The organism is Tundrisphaera lichenicola (genome assembly GCF_051175385.1).
Classification (GTDB): domain Bacteria; phylum Planctomycetota; class Planctomycetia; order Isosphaerales; family Isosphaeraceae; genus Tundrisphaera; species Tundrisphaera lichenicola.
Genome location: NZ_CP195106.1, coordinates 1047497 through 1066228 on the forward strand (window position 1 = coordinate 1047497; position 18732 = coordinate 1066228).

The 18732-nt window shown below is 62.2% G+C and carries 12 protein-coding genes, 1 tRNA gene and 2 pseudogenes; 5 read left to right on the top strand and 10 right to left on the bottom strand.

The window, feature by feature from the left end; genetic code table 11:
* The first annotated feature begins 385 nt into the window (after positions 1 to 385).
* Positions 386 to 2236, top strand: coding sequence for a prolyl oligopeptidase family serine peptidase (locus tag P12x_RS04045; protein ID WP_435009553.1), 1851 nt, complete (start codon positions 386 to 388; stop codon positions 2234 to 2236).
* 7 nt (positions 2237 to 2243) lie between these two features.
* On the opposite strand, the gene P12x_RS04050 is transcribed toward P12x_RS04045, so the two are convergent.
* The 9 genes and pseudogenes from P12x_RS04050 to P12x_RS04090 all read right to left on the bottom strand — a co-directional run bounded on the left by P12x_RS04050 (position 2244) and on the right by P12x_RS04090 (position 14522).
* The gene (locus P12x_RS04050; RefSeq protein ID WP_435009554.1) at positions 2244 to 3689 is read right to left on the bottom strand and encodes a glucuronyl esterase domain-containing protein; all 1446 of its coding nucleotides are present in this window, start codon (positions 3687 to 3689) and stop codon (positions 2244 to 2246) included.
* Between the two features lie 737 nt (positions 3690 to 4426).
* Positions 4427 to 4948, bottom strand: a pseudogene (locus P12x_RS04055) (transposase); the annotation flags it as partial.
* A gap of 556 nt (positions 4949 to 5504) precedes the next feature.
* On the bottom strand, positions 5505 to 6311 hold the full coding sequence (locus tag P12x_RS04060) for a ThuA domain-containing protein (protein WP_435009555.1): 807 nt from the start codon (positions 6309 to 6311) through the stop codon (positions 5505 to 5507).
* A gap of 215 nt (positions 6312 to 6526) precedes the next feature.
* A complete protein-coding gene (locus P12x_RS04065; RefSeq protein ID WP_435009556.1) occupies positions 6527 to 7489 on the bottom strand; it encodes a sugar phosphate isomerase/epimerase family protein in 963 nt (320 codons plus the stop codon).
* 80 nt (positions 7490 to 7569) lie between these two features.
* On the bottom strand, positions 7570 to 9036 hold the full coding sequence (locus tag P12x_RS04070; RefSeq protein WP_435009557.1) for a ThuA domain-containing protein: 1467 nt from the start codon (positions 9034 to 9036) through the stop codon (positions 7570 to 7572).
* A gap of 58 nt (positions 9037 to 9094) precedes the next feature.
* Entirely contained in the window at positions 9095 to 10624 is a 1530-nt protein-coding gene (locus tag P12x_RS04075; RefSeq protein WP_435009558.1) for a Gfo/Idh/MocA family protein, read from the bottom strand.
* A 51-nt stretch (positions 10625 to 10675) separates the two neighbouring features.
* Positions 10676 to 11434: a 3-keto-disaccharide hydrolase gene (locus tag P12x_RS04080; RefSeq protein ID WP_435009559.1), complete on the bottom strand. Its 759-nt coding sequence runs from the start codon at positions 11432 to 11434 to the stop codon at positions 10676 to 10678.
* A gap of 142 nt (positions 11435 to 11576) precedes the next feature.
* Positions 11577 to 13601, bottom strand: a complete 2025-nt coding sequence (locus P12x_RS04085) for a primary-amine oxidase (protein WP_435009560.1) — start codon at positions 13599 to 13601, stop codon at positions 11577 to 11579.
* A 96-nt stretch (positions 13602 to 13697) separates the two neighbouring features.
* Positions 13698 to 14522, bottom strand: a complete 825-nt coding sequence (locus P12x_RS04090; RefSeq protein ID WP_435009561.1) for a helix-turn-helix domain-containing protein — start codon at positions 14520 to 14522, stop codon at positions 13698 to 13700.
* A gap of 321 nt (positions 14523 to 14843) precedes the next feature.
* Between P12x_RS04090 and P12x_RS04095 the strand changes: the two genes are divergently transcribed.
* The 4 genes and pseudogenes from P12x_RS04095 (at position 14844) to P12x_RS04110 (ending at position 17795) form a co-directional block, all read left to right on the top strand.
* Complete coding sequence (locus P12x_RS04095) at positions 14844 to 15527, top strand: class I SAM-dependent methyltransferase (RefSeq protein ID WP_435009563.1); 684 nt, start codon at positions 14844 to 14846, stop codon at positions 15525 to 15527.
* A gap of 245 nt (positions 15528 to 15772) precedes the next feature.
* Complete coding sequence (locus P12x_RS04100; protein WP_435009564.1) at positions 15773 to 16339, top strand: hypothetical protein; 567 nt, start codon at positions 15773 to 15775, stop codon at positions 16337 to 16339.
* Between the two features lie 137 nt (positions 16340 to 16476).
* Positions 16477 to 17423, top strand: a pseudogene (locus P12x_RS04105) (IS1595 family transposase).
* A gap of 289 nt (positions 17424 to 17712) precedes the next feature.
* Positions 17713 to 17795 (top strand) — tRNA-Leu (locus P12x_RS04110).
* A 205-nt stretch (positions 17796 to 18000) separates the two neighbouring features.
* Here the strand turns inward: P12x_RS04110 and P12x_RS04115 are convergent.
* Entirely contained in the window at positions 18001 to 18693 is a 693-nt protein-coding gene (locus P12x_RS04115; protein ID WP_435009565.1) for a response regulator, read from the bottom strand.
* Between the last annotated feature and the right edge of the window lie 39 nt (positions 18694 to 18732).

Consider the following 18732-nt stretch of genomic DNA (forward strand, 5'->3'; position numbering starts at 1 on the left):
GGGATGAGGCGGCTCTTTGCAGTCGAGAGTCTGTGGAGCATCTTGTGCGGGTCGCGAACGCCATCCCTTCAAGGATGACTCTGCCCCTCGACGGGCAGTGGCCTCGATGACGCGATAGCGAGCCCGTTGGTCGGCATCTCCGGCTTGCGGGCGACCTGCCCGCGACCGACAATTTCGAGTTGTTCCGATGGCAACCTCAGGCCGGAAGTGGGAGGTCGGTCTTGTGGAGATCCGATGCCGAATTCAATTTGTCTTCGCGATCCTCGCGTTACTGAACGCTGAGCCATCTTCGTCACGGGGCGATAATTCGGATCCACCCCCGGCCAAGCAAGAGCGTCGAGAGATCGAACGCGGGCTGCGTGAGCTCACGGCGAAGCAGGCCACCTTGAAGAGAGATCTCGATCCGACCTGGCGTGATCGGCTGGCCGACGTCGAGGTTTTCGGCAAGGGAATCGCCTGGGCCTTGAAATATGACGAGGATCTCGGCCCGGCCGACCTGACGCTCCTGAAAACGGCGCTCGATCGGTTCCGGAGCCGGATCGGTGAGCTGGAAATCGGGAAGTCTCCGTGGGTCAGCAGGAAGGGTCAGGTTGTCCGGGGCTTCGTCTCGGAAGTGGACGGATCCACTCAGCCTTACGCGGTGATCATCCCAACCGGTTACGACCCCAAGCGGCCGATCAGGCTCGACGTGGTACTCCACGGGAGCAGCCGACCTGTCGGGATGAGCGAGGTCCGATTCATGAGCCGCTTTGACGAGGGGGACGACCTCGCTGCGAACTCACCCGAACACGATTACATCGAGTTGCACCCGCTCGGCCGGGTCGAGAACGGATACCGATGGGCGGGCGAGACCGATGTCTTCGAGGCCATCGCGGCCACTTGCCGGAACTACGCCATCGATCGCGACCGGATCGTCCTGCGCGGGATGTCAATGGGAGCCTCCGGGACCTGGCACCTGGGCCTCAAACACCCGGGCGACTTCGCGGCTCTCGGGCCGTACTGCGGCTATGTGGACACACATGAGTTCTCGAAGACTCCGCTCCCGACCTTCGAGGAGGTCGGGCCGCTCCCGCCCGATCAGGAGAAGACTCTCCATCTACTCGACTCGATCGACTACGCGGCGAACGCAGGCATGGTCCCGGTCGTCGCCTGCATGGGTGAGAAAGACGTCTTCTTCCAGGCCCACGAGATCATGGGTCGGGCGATGGCGAAAGAGGGCCTCACGCTGGTCAACTTGATCTCCCCGGGCACGGGACACGTCATCGACCCGGTCACGCATCGGGAGCAGATGCGCCGGATCGGCGAGTTCGCGGAGAAAGGGCGGGAGCACTCGCCCCGAGAGGTCCGATTCGTCACGTGGACGCTCAAATATAGTCGATGCGACTGGCTCCAGGTCCTCGGTCTGGGGGAGCACTACACCCGCGCCGAGCTTCAGGCCCAACTCGACCGGGAAGGCACGGGGGTCATGGTGGAGCCTCGGAACATCTCGCGGTTCGCCATCCTCCCGCCGATCGCCGAGAAGGTGAAGTCGGTCCGGGTGGGAGGAGAGGCGATCTCCGTTCCGGATCGGCAGGATCGTCGGGGGATCATCGTCGGCAAGAAGGATGGCCGGTGGGCCTATCTGGGCGAGCACGATCGATTCAAGCTGGATGGCAAGCGGCCGGGATTGCAGGGGCCGATCGATGACGCCTTCACGGCACCCTTTCTCTGCGTCCGAGGCACGGGGAAGGCCTGGAATCCGGCCGTGCAGGCCTGGGCGGAGGCAAACCTGAAGCGATTTTCGGACGAGTGGAGCCGCTACTTTCGAGGAGATCTCCCGATCAAGGACGACACGGAGGTGACCGAGGAGGATGCCCGTCGCTTCCACCTGATCCTCTTCGGCGACCCCGGGAGCAACTCCTGGATGGCACGCTTGCTCCCCCTCTTGCCGATCCGCTGGACGCGTGAAGAGTGCGCGATCGGTGAACTCAAGGTACCCGCCGCCGGTCACGCACTGATGCTCATCCAGCCGAACCCGCTGGCCGAGGACCGTTACGTGGTCCTGAATAGCGGGCACAGCTTCCACGAGAAAGAACTCGGGACGCTCAACTATCTGCTCTTTCCACGCCTGGGAGACTGGGCCGTCGTGAAACTTCCCGACGACCCTTCCCGGCTGGATGATTCGCATGTCATCGGAGGTGGATTCTTCGACGAACAATGGACCCCGATCTTGCCCAATGCCGGGGGTGGCGGATGATCGCCTCTCAGTGCACTCCCGAAGTCGGAGCTTCCTTTAGCTTGATGTAGCGGTCGGCGAACGTCAGGAATGTCGGCCAGTTCGGTCCGGTCGTGTGGCCGCCCTTGTGCTGCCGGAAGGCGAGGTCGCCGTTAGTGATCTCCGTCTCCACCTCGGGGAACTCCGAGGTGCCCAGGTCCTTCTTGCCAAGGAGCGTGTACACCGGGCCGGCCTCGACGGCCGCGAGGAAGCTTCCGCGTTGATCGACCCACTGCCCCTCGGCCCCCGGGCCGGTCGATGCTCCATAGCTGATGAAGGTCGGCCTCGGCGCGCAGAGAGCGATCAGTTCGTGGGCGTCCACCGGCAGGTCGTTCGGCGTCAGCGGGCCGCCGTACTTGAGGAAATTGCCGGCCATCCAGTGATATTCGCCCGAGCCGGTGAGGTTCTCGACCAACTCGCCGAAGTTCCGGCGGTGGAGCTTCGCCCCACCCTCGCCCGAGGAGCCGATAAAGCCGATGGCGAAGCGGGGATCGTAGGCCATCGCCACGACCGCCGCCTTCCCGAAGCGCGAGAGTCCCTCGATGCCGACTTGCTTGGCGTCGACAGACTGGTCCGTCTCGAAGTAATCCAGGGCTCGGCTTGCCCCCCAGGCCCAGGCTCGCAGGGCTCCCCAGTCCTCGGGTTTGCGGGCCTGTCCCTTGTTGCACAGCCCGATGATCCCTCGGGTCAGCCCCCCGCCGTTATCGGCCTGGATGCTGTTGGGAACGATGATCGCGTAACCCCATCCCTTCTCCAAGACCTGCCGCTGCCAGGATGGCCCTCCGCCACCGAATCCGCCCTGGAGGGCACCCTTTGGCCGAGGCGCATCCGATTTTGGGGTAACCCCCTTGGCCGGTACACGACTTGGAAGCGGGCCGAATCCTCCGAAGCCGAACTCCATCATCACCGGGACGGGTCCCTTGGCCTCGGCCGGAGTGGTCAGATTGAGCTGGATATCGACCTCGATTTTCGGGCACTTCGAGTTGTCGACCCGGCCCACCAGTCTCTTGGTGACGGCCGCCATATCGCCGATCCTCTCCTCGGTCGTCTCGATCAGCTCCCATGTCACCTCGGGCACATCATTGGGGACTCGGCCATAGATCTCTCGATCGAAGTCTTCGACGATCTCGGCCCGCCGCTTGGTCCACCACTGCTCCGGTGTCGTGACCTTCGTCCCGTCCTTGCAGACGAGCGGGTCCGGTAGCGTGAAGGCCTGGACCTTCGACTCATCATAATTGGCGGCGTTGGGCGCGTTGGGATTCATGCCGTTCGCGCCCGGGCGCAGCTTGTCGATCTTGAGCGACTCCATCATCAGCTTGTGGTCTTGCTGGGCGGTTAGCTGGAGGGGGGTGGTTCCGGTCAATATCGGATCCTGCCCGGAGGCCGATCCGGCGAGAATCGAGAACAGGGTGGCGGCGAGGAGAGATCTTGGCATGGGAGAGGCCCCTGAAACCGGAGACTGGAGTACGGGACGTGCGTCCAAGCATAAAGAGTGGGCCAATTTCTCGGGACTGATCGTCAGGCGAGGATCGACCGGTGCATGGCCCTATGGATGTCAGTCAGCCGTATATCACGGCCAACGTGGCGCTCTAGGTCAAATCCCCGAGGAGTTTTATGGGCGACAGTGCGAGAAAAAATAGATCGTGTCGATACAATTGATTCAGTGATTCTGGAGGTGTCCTGGACCGGCCTGGACCGGCTCTTCGAACTTCAGAGCAGCCTTCTGCACCGGCGTGCATCTTTCGACATCCTCGCCCCGAACCTGGGAGTGTCGACCGCCGGTCTCGCGTTCGGCCCTCACGGGAGGGGACGCACCGGGCGTTGGTGGCGAAGTCCCGAAGCGACTCGCGATCACCTTGTCGATGTCACGAAAGTCGACCGACCCATCGCCGTCCGAGTCAGCGCTCTCGATTAATTCACGTACCTCCGTCGTGTTGAGTCGTCCATTCCGCGCCGGGTCCGCTGCTTCGACAACATGGAACCCGGGCGACCAGCCGGCTCCGTAATAGCCCCAGTTTCCCGGGGAGGGTGTCTGGCCCTGGAGCGAAATCGGCCCGGGGAAACTCGGCAGCGACGACGCGATTCCGGAATCTCCCCAGTATTCTTCATACTTGATGTACCCTGCTGCCTGGACCTCGCACAAGATCCTGGCAACGAGGTTGAGCGAGTCGATTAGAGCGGTTTTTCGTTGACCGTGACGGTTGGCGGATGAGTCGAATATTCGTAAAGGGCGAACCAGCTCCGGATGTCTCCTGGCCGGACCGACCGCAGGGACTCCCTCATCGCCCTTATCAGGGCGTCCACCGTCCGTGCCGCGGAGACCGCAGGGCCGACTTGAGCTTGCTCGTTCGGGTTCAGGTCCGGGCGATAGGCCAGGAGGCAGTGGACCTTCGCCCCCGCCGCGGCGATCAACCGGGCGAACTCGGCGGTCTTGCGGCAGGCCAGATTGTCGATCACCACGATGTCGCCAGGCCGCAGGGTCGGGGCCAGGCATTCGCCGACGTAGGTCTCGAAATCCGCCGAGTCGGTCACCCCGTCCAACGCCAGGCAGGCCGGTTCGAGCACGCCGCCGAGCCGCACCGCGGCGGTCAGGTTGACGGCCTTCCAGTGGCCGTACGGCACCGGGCCGTCCACCCGCATCCCGCTGGGGGCGCGGCCGTGCGTCCGATCCATCGCCGTGCTCGCACCCGACTCGTCGACGAAGACCGGACGGTTCGACGCCGGCGAACTCCTCCGGCGAGCCGCTCATGGGTCACCTGGCCGGCGTCGTAGGCGGTCACGACCCCTTGGCGGAGGTCGATCGAGTAGGATCTCATCCGGGCAGGCGCTCCTTTTACAGGAGAGTGATTAGCGGATCAATCGTCACGATCAACAAAAAACCACTCTAACTTCCGCGGAGTCGCCAACCTACCCTGGAGCCGCACGAGCAGGAGCAGGTAATCACGATGATCCTCGATCGACGGGTTAGCGTCGCGAGCGGTACTTCGCATAGTTCCGCGCCATCCCTCCTGAAACATGCCTCCAAACCTCCTCGTCGACTTCCCAATAAAGCACGGCAACGCTCGCATGGCTGCGAGAGTTTGCCATGATGAATTCGATCATCGACCACCCTCTCGTCGATTGTTCGATGTTGGAAGAGAGTAGCCCAATCTTGTTGTATTGTTTGATTTGTCCGTTGCGGAGCCAAAGTGACGGATCGACGATAGGTCATCCGCGATTTTGGCGGGCCAAGACTACCCGAGAATCACCATCACTCACTTCGAGCGGGAGCCGCGTCCCTCGGGATCATTCCCATTGACCATCGCACCATATCCAACCACATTTTCTGGATGTCTGGTCGATCCCAGACCTCGGTCTGGTGGCCCATGCCGTTGTAGAGCACGCGTCCTTTGCCGTAGGGCCGGGCCCAGGCTACCGCGAAATCTCCATCCGTGCGATGAATGCCCTTCCTGGTGAGGTCGAGTTTGGTCGCGTCCAGTCGCAAGAGTACGCGCACCTTGTCACGCGAGTAATCCTTTATTTGATAGATCTCGTCCTTCATCACGAAATTCCGGGGAAGATAGCCCATGCCCGGAAAGGACGGGTCTTCCACGAGGAAGGGGGCGTCGAAGGTCCCCCAAGGATGGCCATCGAAATAGCCTCCGATCATCTCGCCGTATTCCGGCCAGCCGAGGAACGTGATCGTTGCGCTGTGGACGCCGATGAACCCCTTGCCATCGTCCCGGACGAAGGAGAGAAGATCCGCCTTCTGCGATTCGTCCATGTCGAGGTTGCCGTCGGTGAAGAAGACGATCGCGTCGAAGTCGTTCAGGTTCCTGGCCCCCCACTTCAGGGGCTTCTTGGTGATGGCAGCGCAGTCGGTCCGGAAGTAGGTGTCCCATAGGCCGGAGGTCCGGCCGAGATTGTAGAACGTCACCATCGCCGTGGAGACCGAGTCGTGTTGATATCCTTTGCTCTGTCCGATGACCAGGAGCCGACGCTTCTTCTCCTGGGCGTGGGCCAGGCCGGTAAATTCCAGGATGAGAAGCAAGACGAGGGAGCGCCGCAACAAGCCCATCGTGGATGCCTCCTGACGGAACTTCGAGACGGATCCGGGCCGAAAGGCCCGATTCGGGATCGTCAACGTGGTGATCTTGTGAGGACATAAGACTTGTTGGGCACGGACGGTCATCCGTCGAGTCGCGCACGATCGAGGGCGCGAGGTGATCTTCCTCGCGCCTTCGGGATCTTGTCGCCTTGGATCAGACCGTCCGGTATCGAGTGACGTGCGGATCAGGCTTTGCTGAGTGCCGGGACTTCCGCCTCGATCAATTCTCGCATGAACTCGGCGGCCATCTTGGCATTCTGATCGGCGAAATCAATGCCGACCGTCTGGCCGTCGATCACGGGAAGCTGATGGCAGAGTTCGTAGCCGATGTAGCCGTCGTAGCCGATCTCATTCATCGAGCGGACGAAGTCGGCGTAGTATCGGTTCGTCTCCTCGCCGATCACGCCGTCGTTTCGCTCGAACCCGCGGATCGAGCCGTCGGGCCGCCGCTCGAACTCGCCGCCGAAGTGGGAGAGGACCTGCAGCGGACCGACCGCCCGGGCTCCTTCGCGAATGCCTGCCGTGCTCCGATCGTTCATGAGCGGGGCGTCGAGGCAGAGCTTCAGGTGAGGGGAGTCCACCTCCCGGACCATCCTGAGCAGGTCATTATGGTCGTTGATCATGGGCTTGTGGTTCTGGAGTGCCAGGGTAATACCGGCATCGCCTGCGTACTGGGCGCACTCCACCAGGGCCTCGCGGCACCACCCCCAGATTTCTTCCTTGGTGAACTTCTCGTGGACGATCGGCCAGTAGCCTTCGGCGATGTCATAAGTGGCGAGTTGTGGGTGCCGGGTGATGCCCCACCAGGCGAGGAAGACGCGGAGGGTCGGGGCGCCGAAGTCCGCCGTCATTCGGATCAGGTCGCGAACCATGCAGATTTGCGACTCCCGAACCTCGGGCACCGGGTTGCTGAAATCGTTGTTGGCCGCAACGGCGTAGATCTCGATCCCCTCTCCATCGGCTCGCGAACGGAGATCCCGGCAGCGATCCGTCGGCCAGTCGAGCGGGTTTCCGTGCGGACGCTTACCGTCGATCTCGATCCCGTCGTAGCCATACTGCTTGGCTCGCGTGATCATCTGGGGAAGGGTCAGGGCCTCGCCGCGATACCAGAGGCCCAGGTACGTGATCCCATAAAGTCCGATTTTCATGGCAATGTTCCTCTCTCGAGTGGTGGATGATTTGAGGCGGAGGTTGGCCGGTCCTTATTGGCATCGGATGATGATCCGACTCACCGTTTGCGCGACGATTCGACGGGATGTCCCGCCGCCCAGAGGACGGCGTTGTGGACCAGTGCTCGATACGACGGATGCCCGAACGCCGATGGGCCATGCCCGAGCTGGATCGCGACCACCCTCGCCCCGTCCAGGGGGCTGACCCACGCCAGGTTCGTGTCGCTGGTCGGGTTGTCGGTGGTCAGCAACGGGCGGATCTTCGGGGACATCCGCAAATTCTTGTACGCTTCATCCTGGATGTGAAAGGGGGCGAGGCCGGCGATTATCGGATGTTCTCCCGCCGGCGTGACGAAGATTTGCTGGTCGTCCTTGACGGACGATGACGGCGTGGCCCCGACCCGACTCAGGCGATAGCTCCCACCCACGGCTTCGTCGCACCACCAATCCCAACTTTGGAAGTTCAACAGGGCGTGATGGAGAACGACGACGCCTCCGCCCGACTCGACATAATCGCGCAGATGCTTCCTGGCGGGCTCATCGAGTTCGCGCGTGAAGTCGTACATGATCAGGACGTCATGCTTGCCGCGTATGTCGTCCTTGAAGGCCACCTCGCTGGTCACGTTCGGCAAGCCGTCGAGCTCGTCATAACCCTGGAAGAGAGAATAGAACGCGGCATCATGATCATGGCCGCCCGTGATCAACAACGCTCGTACCTTGTTCGTCTTTTGCTCGATTGATCCCTGTACAATCGGGAGACGGACCTTGCCAGTCGCGGCCCATTCGGCAGATCGCGCGAAGGTGGATTGGAAGGTCTTCTCGTGCATGGACGAGGCGTCATGCCCGAGCGTCAGCCCGACGACTCGCCCGTTCCCAGCCGAGGATGCGAGCAGGATGGGCACAGCCTTACCTCCAGCCGGATCGGTGGCAGTGGCGATGACCTCGGCCGATGGACCGGCGACAAGCCCGCGATCGAGAGCATCGGCCGTCCTGAATTCCCCCGGCATCCCTCGAACGATCGGGTGATCGGGTCGAGTCAGGCGAACTTCGAGGAATTGCACCGGTGATGTCGACTCGCCCTGGAAGTCCACCGGCCGGTGGACTGGTGATTCCTTGGCGGAATTCGAGGCGTCTCTCCGATCCAGGGACGAGGAATCGACCCCTCCGTGAGTGACGACCATACCCTTCCCAGATGTTAAGAATTCGCCGATCGCCGCCTCGGTCTCGCCGACGGATTCTGGTCTGGTGAAGTCGTCGATGATGAGGTCGTACGGAGCCAGCATCGCGGTCGTCTGACCGGCGGGCGACTCGCAGACCCGGACGTCGAATCGGCCGGTATCCTCGAGGATTCGTCGAAGCGTCGAGGAACTTGCCCGCCAGTCGTGTCCTCCCTCACCCGTGAGGATCAGGACCTTGATCGGGGCGGTCGCCGATTTGGGGGCGGTCTCGTCGGCCTTGGCCTGACACAGGAGAAGACCGGCGGCTGCCACCGAGGCCGCCAGGGCTCGGCCCGTCCGCATGAACATGATTCTGCTCCTCTTGGTTGTCGACGTCATCCAAGGGTCCTCCGAGGCGGTCGAACATTCAGACGCCCCACCCCTCGCGATACTCCGGCCGGGCCATGGACCGGGCCACTTCGGATCCGTCCAGCTTCGAGGTCGCGGAATCCCAACCGAGTTGCTCTCCGGTTCTCGCCGCGAGATTGCCCAGGTGGAGGGCCTCGGTCACCTTCGCCGAGAACTCGAAGTTCGCCCCGGGTCGTGGGGCCTGGGTGTCCTTCACGGCGTCGAGCCATTCACGCTCGGTCCCGGGGGATCGAGGCAGGTTGCGTGGCGGTTCGACGAATTCGGTTCGGAGAGACTTCGGGTACAACTCCATCGAGCCGCCGTTGAAGTCGCAGAGCAGGAATCCCTTGGTTCCGTGGAAGATCGTCCCTTCCGACGGGAGCTGCCGATCGGTTTCCAGTCCTTCGGGCCGCTCGGGCTTGAGGCCGCCGTCGAACCAGGTCAGCCGGACCGGAGGGAGACCGTCGCGGGGCGGGAAGTCGAGATGGATGGTCGACGCCTTCGAGAAGGTCTCGGGGAATCGTTCGGAGGAACTGGCCTCGGCAGCGATTGGGGGCGTTAATTTCAAGGCCCGATAGATGCTATCGAGGCTATAGCAACCCATGTCTCCGAACGCGCCACAGCCGAAGTCGGACCAGCCTCGCCAGACGAACGGGAGATAGGCAGGGTGGTAAGGCCGCCAGGGTGCGGGGCCGAGCCAGAGGTCCCAGTCGATCCAGTCCGGCTCGGGATGGACTTCAGTGGGCCGGGCCAGGCCCTGAGGCCATGACGGACGATTGGTCCAGTTCACGACCCGACCAATCGGGCCGATCACCCCGGCCGAGATCCACTCGCAGAGCCTCCTGGTCTCCTCGGAAGCTTGCTTCGGCAACGCGACCTGCGTTGCCACGCCCGAGGACTTGGCGACCTCCGCCATCCGTCGAGCGGCCGAGAGCGAGTGGGACATCGGCTTCTGGCAGAAGACGTGCTTGCCTCGCATCATCGAGGCGATCGAGGCGGGAGCGTGCAGGACATCGGTCGTGCCGATGACCACCGCGTCGATATCCGCTTCCTTGTCGAGCATCTCGCGGAAATCGGCGTAGGCCGCGCATCCGCGTGACTCCCCGGTACGCGACCGACGTCCATTATAACCGTCGATGATCCTCCGGGCCGGCTCACGACCCGCTACGCCGGCCGGCGTGCTGAAGGTGGGCGTCAGCGGGAGCATCGGTGAATTCGGGCTGAGCCACTCCCAGCCCGAATTCACCCCGACGAGCTTGTTCACCCGATTGGAGAATTCGTCCTTGCTCCATTGATGATAGTTCGACGCCGAGCGGACCGGGTCGGCGACCGCCACGGCCTGGACATCCGGGTATGCCAGAAAGTCGAACATCACTCGCAACCCTTGAGATCCCACGCCGATGAATCCGACGTTGATCCGGCTATTGGCGGCCACGGCCCCGGATCGCCCGAGGGCTCGGGCGGGGACGATCGTGAACGCCGATGCCGCGGCACCGGCAGCGGCCAGGAAAGCCCGGCGGTGAATCTCCCCGCTTCCGGTGCACTTCATGATCGTGGGGTACTCCGCGATGGAGGAAGGGAGGATCGTCCGGCTTCGGCCTTACTTCAACTCTTTGATGTAAACATTCTTGAACTGGACGAGGCTGGGCGGGCCGGCCCAGATGCCGTTACGCTTGTTCCCGTGGTGCTGGAAGGCGAGTCGTCCCTTATCGGGGATGCTCGGGATGGTCGCCCCGGGGATCACGGTCTTTCCGTTGAGTGCGATCGTGACCGTCTTGCCCTTGACGGTGATCTCGAAGTGGTTCCATTCGCCGACGGGCTTGTCGGCCTGCGCGATCGGGGTCGCGGCGGCCTTGAGCGCGGGAGGGCTCATGGGATCGGTCCGGATGCTGAAGATCTCGCCGGAGCCGATCGGCCAGCACCAGATATTCGCCTGATAGAAGCCGTCGCCACGGAGGAAGACGCCGGAATCGGCGTCGGGCAGCGGCAGTCGGAGTTCCTTGCCCTGAATATCCCGGGCGTGGGTCCCATCGGGGAGGATGTAGGGGATGCTCTTGTTGATGAAGGGGGCTTCCTTGATCCGCCAGTCGACGAGCATCACGAAGTCACCGTACTCCTTCTCGGTCCAGAGCGACTTGTCTCCCTCGGCCTGGCTCTCGGCGTCGTAATCGATCACGCCGTCGACCACCTTCCAGTGCCCGCCATCCCCTTCGGGGATGGTCCAGCCGGCGAGGTCCTTGCCATTGAAGAGGGCCATGAATCCCCGAGGCGGGACATTGTCTTCCGCCCGCGACGTCTGCATGACATGGAGGGCCATCAGGAGGGCAAGCGACATCGAAAGCCGGTAATTTGGCAGCATGGAGCGAGTCCCGTGAGATTCGGTGTGATCTCGAAGAAATCGAATGTTAGGGGATGAAGCATAACCTCGGATGAGAAAGGTAAGCTTGCGTCCCAACGTCGGGTTTTGTGACGGGAGCGGCATCTTCCCCGCCCTCTCTCGATCATTGAGGAGGGGGCGCGACATCCAGCGCGGGGTTGGCATCGAAGAAGCCATCGGGCCTGAGCATGAAGCCGACCGAGACCACCGGCATCACCGGCCAGTCTTCGATCCGAGGGATGTGCGTCTGGCCGAAGTTGTACCAGACGACCAGATCGGTCGCCTCGATGTCGCGGTTTGCCTTCGTCCAGGCACCGAGGCCCGATTCGGTCGGGTTCTGATTCGGATACTCGCCCGCCGGATAGCGTTCATCGGCCTTGAAAGGGGTCACCCAGAAGTTGTGCGTCAGGAATCCTGTACGCTTGAGCAGAGCGAAGGAGGGTTGGGCATGCGGCAGGACGTTCTCGGCCGGGCAGAGACGATAGCCCACGGGACCACCCAACGCGTTCGACTTCGAGGTGTTCACCACTTTCCAGTATCGGGCCGAGGAGGTCCGGGTATCGCGTTGTGCGGCCATTTCGTCCTTCAGAGGCGTGGCCTCGGCCACGAAAGCGTTGCCATGAGGATTCTCCGGACCCGAGGGGACGCCCTGGACGTTCACCTCCTGGGCGGTGTTGGCCTCGCCGTCGATGTCGAGATCGAGCCGAGCGTTGAAGAAATGCTGATGATTGGGCGCGATGAGTCGAGGTGAAACCTCGGTCCCATATTTCGCCGACTCGCCCGGCTTCAGCGCCTGGGTGTTCACGATCCCGGTGAGCTTGACCTCGAGCTGGATCGAGCCGTCCTGGTAAAAGTACCAGTAGAACCCGTAGTCATAGTTGCCCACGTTTGCGATCATCGAGACCGCCAACCGCCTCGATCGCCGGGCTTCCGATTGTCCCGTCCGCCAATCGGTATGCTTCCAGAGAAGCCCGAAGTCTTCCTCGTGAAGGCAGATCGCGTTTTTGATGGTGACGGGGCGTCCCTGATTGTCCGCGAGGTGGCCGTCGAAATATCGGATCGTCCCCAGGCAGTCGCAACCCAGTGACAGGGAATTGGCGAGCATCCCCACCCCATACTCCCCCAAATCGAACACGTTCTTGCGATAAGCGGATTCCTTGGGATCGCCATAGGGGACGATCATCTCGGCGATCGAACCTCGGTAGAGGATTGGGCGACCATCATAGCCGACGGTGTGCAGCACCAGCCCCTCGCGAGGGGTGAAGCCGACCCGGAAGGACCACTTCTGCCAGCGGACTTCCTGCCCCTCGATCCTGAAGCTCGGCCCGTCGGCCTGCGTGAATTCCAGCGACTTGAGGTCGGTCCTCGGGTTCGCCACGTCCGCGCGACCCCAGTTGCCCGGCTTGCCCGGCACCGGGACGACCCCCAGGTCTTCGATCCTCACCACTTCCTTGCGATTGAGGTCGATCACAGTGATGAGCCCCTCGATCGGGTGCGCATAGCCGTTGTCCGTCGGGCTGGACTTGACCCAGGTCAAGGCCCGGACGATTCTCTTCCCCCGGTCTTCCGCGGGTTCATTCCCATAGTGGCCGGCCGACCAGGCGTCGACCATCACGAGGTTCAGGTCTTCGACCCCTCGCTTCTTCAGTGCCTCGCGGAACTCGGGAGATTTCTTGGCCGCCTCCTCGCACTCGCCGAACTCATCCATCATGATCGGTGGTTGAATTCCCCCGGCGAGCGCCTCGAAATGTGGTACGGACCGCGTCGAGAGGTTAACGATCGCTTCGTATCCGACTCCCGACGTTCGGTCGAGCAGGACCATCCGGGCCTCGCGAGGGATGCTCTCTCCCGCCTTCGGATGGAGCACGAGCGCCTTCGACGGCTCGTTCAAGGCGACCGAGACGAACTTGTAACTTTCCGGGAGATTCCTCTCGTCCCGGATCGTGGCCACCGCGAGTTCAATCTCTTCCGGGAAGAGAGGATCCAGGGGGGATCGCCTCCGTTCCGGGGTCTCGACCTTGGCGGAATGCGGTTTGTCCGCACTGATCGGCAGCGACTGGGCATTCGCCTGGGGTGTTTCGATAATCGGCAACGGAGTGAGCAGCGCCAGCACGATCAGATTTCCGACGACGGCCCTCGAATCCAGCATGGACGGCCTCCTCGCCTGGCCGAGGCGATCTCGCCCCGGTGTGGTCGCGAAGGGGTGGACGCGACCAACCTTCAGTTCGGCGACCATCTACCCCATTCAGATGGGCTTACGATACCGGCCCGAGTTGTCGGAAGATTGCTCGATTGCGGCAGGTTTTGTAATGGGAGCGGCGTGAGAGTCCCCGCGAGTGTAGAACTCGCGATATTCGCGCGGCGTCCTCCCGAAGTGACGGCGGAATTCTCGGGTGAAGTGGCTCTGGTCCGAGAATCCGCACCCGATCGCGACGTCCGCCATCGACTTCGGCGTGTAAACCAGCGCCCGGCTCGCCATTCGCATCCGCAACTTCCGCAAATATTTCTGCGGAGTCAGGTGGAAGGAGGCCTGAAATCTCCGCTCGAACGCCCGGACGGACAGGTGGGCGAGCTTCGCCAGATGTCGGTTGGTCACGTGCGTGTGATAATGATCTCGCAAATAAGCCAGGACCGGTTCGAACCCAGATCCCGAGCCTGGCATCAGCCCGAGTCGCGTCGCGTCCAGGTTTCGAGTCAGCCCGGCCGTACCGACGATCGACCCGTCCACTTCGACGAGAGGGATCTTGTTGGTGATGTTCCAGACTGTGAGGCCGTCGGGCTGCCCAACTTGCTCGATCCGGTTTACGATCCGGTTGCCGGCCAGTACATATTCGTCATCCAGGCGAAATTGATCGGCGAGAAATGCGGGGGAGAGGTCGTAATCCGTCTTCCCGATGACATCCTCCGGGCTGGCCGAGTCCGACCCTTGGCGATCGTTCAGGGTGAGATTGATCAGGAAAGCCCGATTGACCCATCGGTAACAACCGTCTCGATCCTTGACCCAGGCGAGTACGTCTTCCACGAAGTCGAACAGCTCGGCAAGCGGAAGCCACTGGAGTTGCAAACTCATGTCGGAGATCTCATCCGGCAAGACGACGAATCGGGCGTCGGTCGTTGGAGGCCGTGGCGTGGCCCCGACCGGGCGGCCAGTCAGGAGGAGAAACGGTGGCCTCAGGACTCTCAGCGTCGTCGGACTTGGTCGAGGAGTCCAGATTTATATACTCGGAGGATCCGCTTCGTTCCTGATCCGGGCAACCGAAACCTTCGGCCGACCTTGGCTTTGCTCGGGCCCTCCATCGCGAGTCAAGGAATAGGAAATCCGTCAAGTCCTCGGCGAGTCCCATCCCATTTGATCCCTCATTAACCATTTCCCAGGCGAACCGAGGCCGAGATGAGCGATCCTGCAGACCACGAACTGGAGACCTCCGGCGGGAAATTTCCCCTCTTCGACTATCGTCTTCGGCAGGGTGGGAGCGAATGGACGGTCCTGCACACCGGCACGGTCCTGAGCCAGGAGGATGAAACCCGCGCCATCGTCCGGAAGACCAACCGACTCCCCTATGGGGTAAACCTCTGGCCCTCATCCATCGCATTGTCCCATGAGATCGCCAGCAGGCCGGATATCTTTCGCGGGCGGAAGGTTCTGGAGCTGGGGGCGGGCACCGGGCTGCCGGGAATCGTCGCGGCCTCGATCGGGGCCGGGGTGGTGCAGACCGATCACGACGAACTGACGCTCCAGCTTTGTCGACGAAACGGGGAGAGGAACGGCGTGGAGATCGAATATCGGTTGGCCGGGTGGACGACCTGGGACGAACTCGGGCGGTTCGACTGGATTATTGGGGCTGACATCCTCTACGTCGACGAATTGCACCCGGCCCTCCGCCGGATTTTCCGGTCGAATCTCGCCGAGGGAGGCCGGATCCTGATCTCCGACCCATTCCGGACGATGAGCGTTCGCCTGATGGAGTCGCTGGAGTCGGAGGGCTGGGGAGTGACCTGCTCGAACTGGGACCTGGGAGAGGAAGCAATACCGCGTCCGGTCTGGGTGTTCGAGCTGTTGCCGGCGGGCTCATGACCAGCCGAGGTCTTGAATGAGCGAGGACGGATCGAAAAAGACGCCGCGACTCGGGCCGGAGTGAACGCGACACTTAAAACCGAAGCGATCCTCCTGAGGACCCTCAAGAGGTGGCACGACCTTTGCAGCCTCTTCGCTCACACACCCGGAATTGCAAACATTTCCACGACAACCACGAAGACCCGCCGACCCAACCGGATGGCGATCGCGGGCTTTGCTTTCGCTCAGGGGTCGCCCGAGGAGTCATGGGCGATCTCGGCATGGAGGATCCCATGCGCACCATCTTGGCCTTGCTGATCATCACCTTTACTTCCGGATGCGCGATGACGCATGACGTCCGCTATGTTTACCAGGATGGCGATTTCGGGGTGATCGGGCTGCCAGAAAATACCGACGAGTGGCCGACTCACTATCGAAGCCGGGCCGAGGAGTTGATGGAGAAGCATTTCCCACAAGGCCATGAGATCGTCCGGGCCGAGGAGGTGATCGAGGGCGAGCGAATGGTGAAGTCGGAAGGGACCCACACCGCCGAGGTGTCGCCGCAACTTCCCGCCGCCCTGGTCAATGTCGCCAAGCTTGGGCGTTCGGAGCACCATAGCCAGTCGGACACCCTGAAGCTGAAGGAATGTCGCATCATTTACCGCCGGTCCGATCTCCTCGCGAACCCGAAGGGCTTCGCGAAAGCGTCGGACCTGACCCCTACCCAGTATCTCGATCCCAATGCCCTCGAGCGGAAGAAGTTTGAAAGCACTGATAGTCGCGAGCCCGAAGCTTCGGAGAAGCCGAAGGCAAAGAAATCGGGCGAAGGCTGATCTAAAATTGCAATGGCTCATGATGGATTCCGGGGTGGTGGTCCGCAAGGGCCACTCAGTGGATACAATCGGTCTCCTCGGTCGGGCGATCTGTCCGCCCCGCTGATCCCGACTTCCCCGCCCCGAGGCGTCGCACGATGGTCAACATCCAGGATCTCTTCGACGACGCCAAGTGCTTCGACACCATCCGGGACATGCGGTGGCCTGACGGCGTGACCTGTCCCAAGTGCTCCTGGGACTCGGTCATCAAGAACGGCAAGGACGACACTCAGCCACTCCGTCAACGCTACGAGTGCCGGGGCTGCCGCCGACGCTTCGACGACCTCACCGACACCATCTTCGCCGGCCATCACCTGCCGCTGAGGACCTGGATCGCCTGCCTCTATCTGATGGGGCTGAACCTCTCGGGATTGCAGATCGCCCAGGAACTCGACATCAACAAGGATGATGCCCGAGCCATGATCCAGCGACTCCGACAGGGGATGGTCGACCGTTGTCCTCCGGTCGTGCTGGAGGGGGAGGTCGAGTGCGACGAAGTCTATGTGGTGGCCGGACATAAGGGTCATCCCGAGGCGGTCAAAAAAAAGGCCGCCTCCCCCGAAGGCGACGCCTGAGAGGCGAGCGAGGTCGGGGCACCCTGGCCAAGGAGAAGCCGCCGATCTTCGGGATGTTGCAGCGTGGAGGCGAGGTCGTGATCCGGATGCTGGAGAACGTCCAGCAGGTGACCATCAAGCCCCTGATCGATCGGATGATCGCCAAGGGGACGTTGGTCTACACCGATGAATACGACATCTATGGCCGCCTGGTGGAGTGGGGTTATGGCCACAAGACGGTCTGCCACGGGGCGGGCGAGTTCGCCCGGGACGACGATGGCGATGGCTTCTGCGAGGTCCATGTCAACACGCTCGAAGGGTTCTGGTCGCTGCTCCGCTCGTGGCTGCGGCCTCACCGAGGAATCCCCCAGGAGAGCCTACCGCTGTACCTGGGTTTCTTCGAGTTCGTGCACAACATCCGGGCGAGAGGAAAGCGGCTACTGGGTGCCCTGATCGGCCAATTGCTGGCACCACCCCGGAATCCATCATGAGCCAATTGCAATATGGACTTTGGCTGAAATCGAGTTTTTACTTGGGCCCGTCGACGTCGGCCATGACGATCCGTTCTCCGAGGGTGAGACATCGACGCTCGCTCGAAGGCTGCGAGGATATCTGGCCGAGTAATCCCCTATCCAAGAACGAGGATATGTCGAGCAACGACCCTGCGATGAGCCCCGAACATACATCCTGGATAAGGATTTACAGCCCGGCTGATCGACCCACTTTTTGCCCGGGGGTTGACAGTATTACTTACTCTCGTAAACTCGATCGTTCAGTAAGGCCGAAGTGGCGGAATGGCAGACGCGCCGGACTCAAAATCCGGTGGGGTAACACCCGTGTGGGTTCAAGTCCCACCTTCGGTATTTATTGCGAATCGGCAGGTTTTCGGAAGATGAACCTCCCGGATTCCCTTCGGGTTATGGCCACCTCGCTCAGGGCTTCCTTTCGATTTCGGAAGCTCGTCGAGTTCGCGACAACCTCGAATTTACATCGACGCCTACCAGGCCGAGGCGATTTCGGGATGTGTTGGTCTGACTGGCGACTACCCGACTCGAGTTAGGTGGCCTTTCACTCTGCGGCGAAGCGATACCCGACCCCTTGCTCGGTCTGGATGTAGCGGGACTGGGCCGGGGGATCTCCGAGCTTATTCCGCAGGCCTGCCACGAAGACCCGCAGGTAATGAGTCTCCTGCGAAGCATGAGGTCCCCAGACTTCTCTCAACAAGAAGCGATGCGTTAGCACCTTCCCCGAGTGCTTGACGAGGGTGACCAGGAGCTTGTATTCCAGGGGCGTGAGCTGGAGGCGCTCGTTGCGTCGCAGGACGAGGCGGGCCGCGAGGTCCACCCGGAGTTCTCCGATCGTCAGGACGGACGACTCGAGGTCGGAGCGACTCCCATGGCGCAGGGCCGAGCGCATCCTCGCCAGGAGTTCGCTCACCCCGAAGGGCTTGGTGAGGTAGTCATCCGCTCCGGCGTCAAGGGCCTCGACCTTCTCCCTCTCCTGGTCCCTGGCCGAGAGGATCAGGATGGGGGCGCTGAGCCACTCTCGGAGTCTTCGGAGCACCTCCTGGCCGTCCATCGATGGTAGGCCGAGGTCTAGGATCACCAGGTCCGGCGGCTGCTGGGCCGCCAGCTTCAAGCCCTCCTCGCCGGACTGGGCTTCGACGATCCGGTAACCCTCGGCGGACAGCGAGGCGCGCAAGAAACGGCGTATGGGCGATTCGTCGTCGATAATCAGGACGAGATGATCTCCCGGTTTCATGAGCGATGACACCCCCCGACCGTCGGACGAAGAATTGGC

Excerpts from the sequence above, each read along its gene's own strand:
- P12x_RS04080 (WP_435009559.1), bottom strand. The coding sequence starts at position 11,434 with ATGCTGCCAAATTACCGGCTTTCGATGTCGCTTGCCCTCCTGATGGCC.
- P12x_RS04060 (WP_435009555.1), bottom strand. The coding sequence starts at position 6,311 with ATGGGCTTGTTGCGGCGCTCCCTCGTCTTGCTTCTCATCCTGGAATTT.
- P12x_RS04100 (WP_435009564.1), top strand. The coding sequence starts at position 15,773 with ATGGGCGATCTCGGCATGGAGGATCCCATGCGCACCATCTTGGCCTTG.
- P12x_RS04065 (WP_435009556.1), bottom strand. The coding sequence starts at position 7,489 with ATGAAAATCGGACTTTATGGGATCACGTACCTGGGCCTCTGGTATCGC.
- P12x_RS04115 (WP_435009565.1), bottom strand. The coding sequence starts at position 18,693 with ATGAAACCGGGAGATCATCTCGTCCTGATTATCGACGACGAATCGCCC.
- P12x_RS04050 (WP_435009554.1), bottom strand. The coding sequence starts at position 3,689 with ATGCCAAGATCTCTCCTCGCCGCCACCCTGTTCTCGATTCTCGCCGGA.
- P12x_RS04095 (WP_435009563.1), top strand. The coding sequence starts at position 14,844 with ATGAGCGATCCTGCAGACCACGAACTGGAGACCTCCGGCGGGAAATTT.
- P12x_RS04085 (WP_435009560.1), bottom strand. The coding sequence starts at position 13,601 with ATGCTGGATTCGAGGGCCGTCGTCGGAAATCTGATCGTGCTGGCGCTG.
- P12x_RS04070 (WP_435009557.1), bottom strand. The coding sequence starts at position 9,036 with ATGTTCATGCGGACGGGCCGAGCCCTGGCGGCCTCGGTGGCAGCCGCC.
- P12x_RS04090 (WP_435009561.1), bottom strand. The coding sequence starts at position 14,522 with ATGAGTTTGCAACTCCAGTGGCTTCCGCTTGCCGAGCTGTTCGACTTC.
- P12x_RS04075 (WP_435009558.1), bottom strand. The coding sequence starts at position 10,624 with ATGAAGTGCACCGGAAGCGGGGAGATTCACCGCCGGGCTTTCCTGGCC.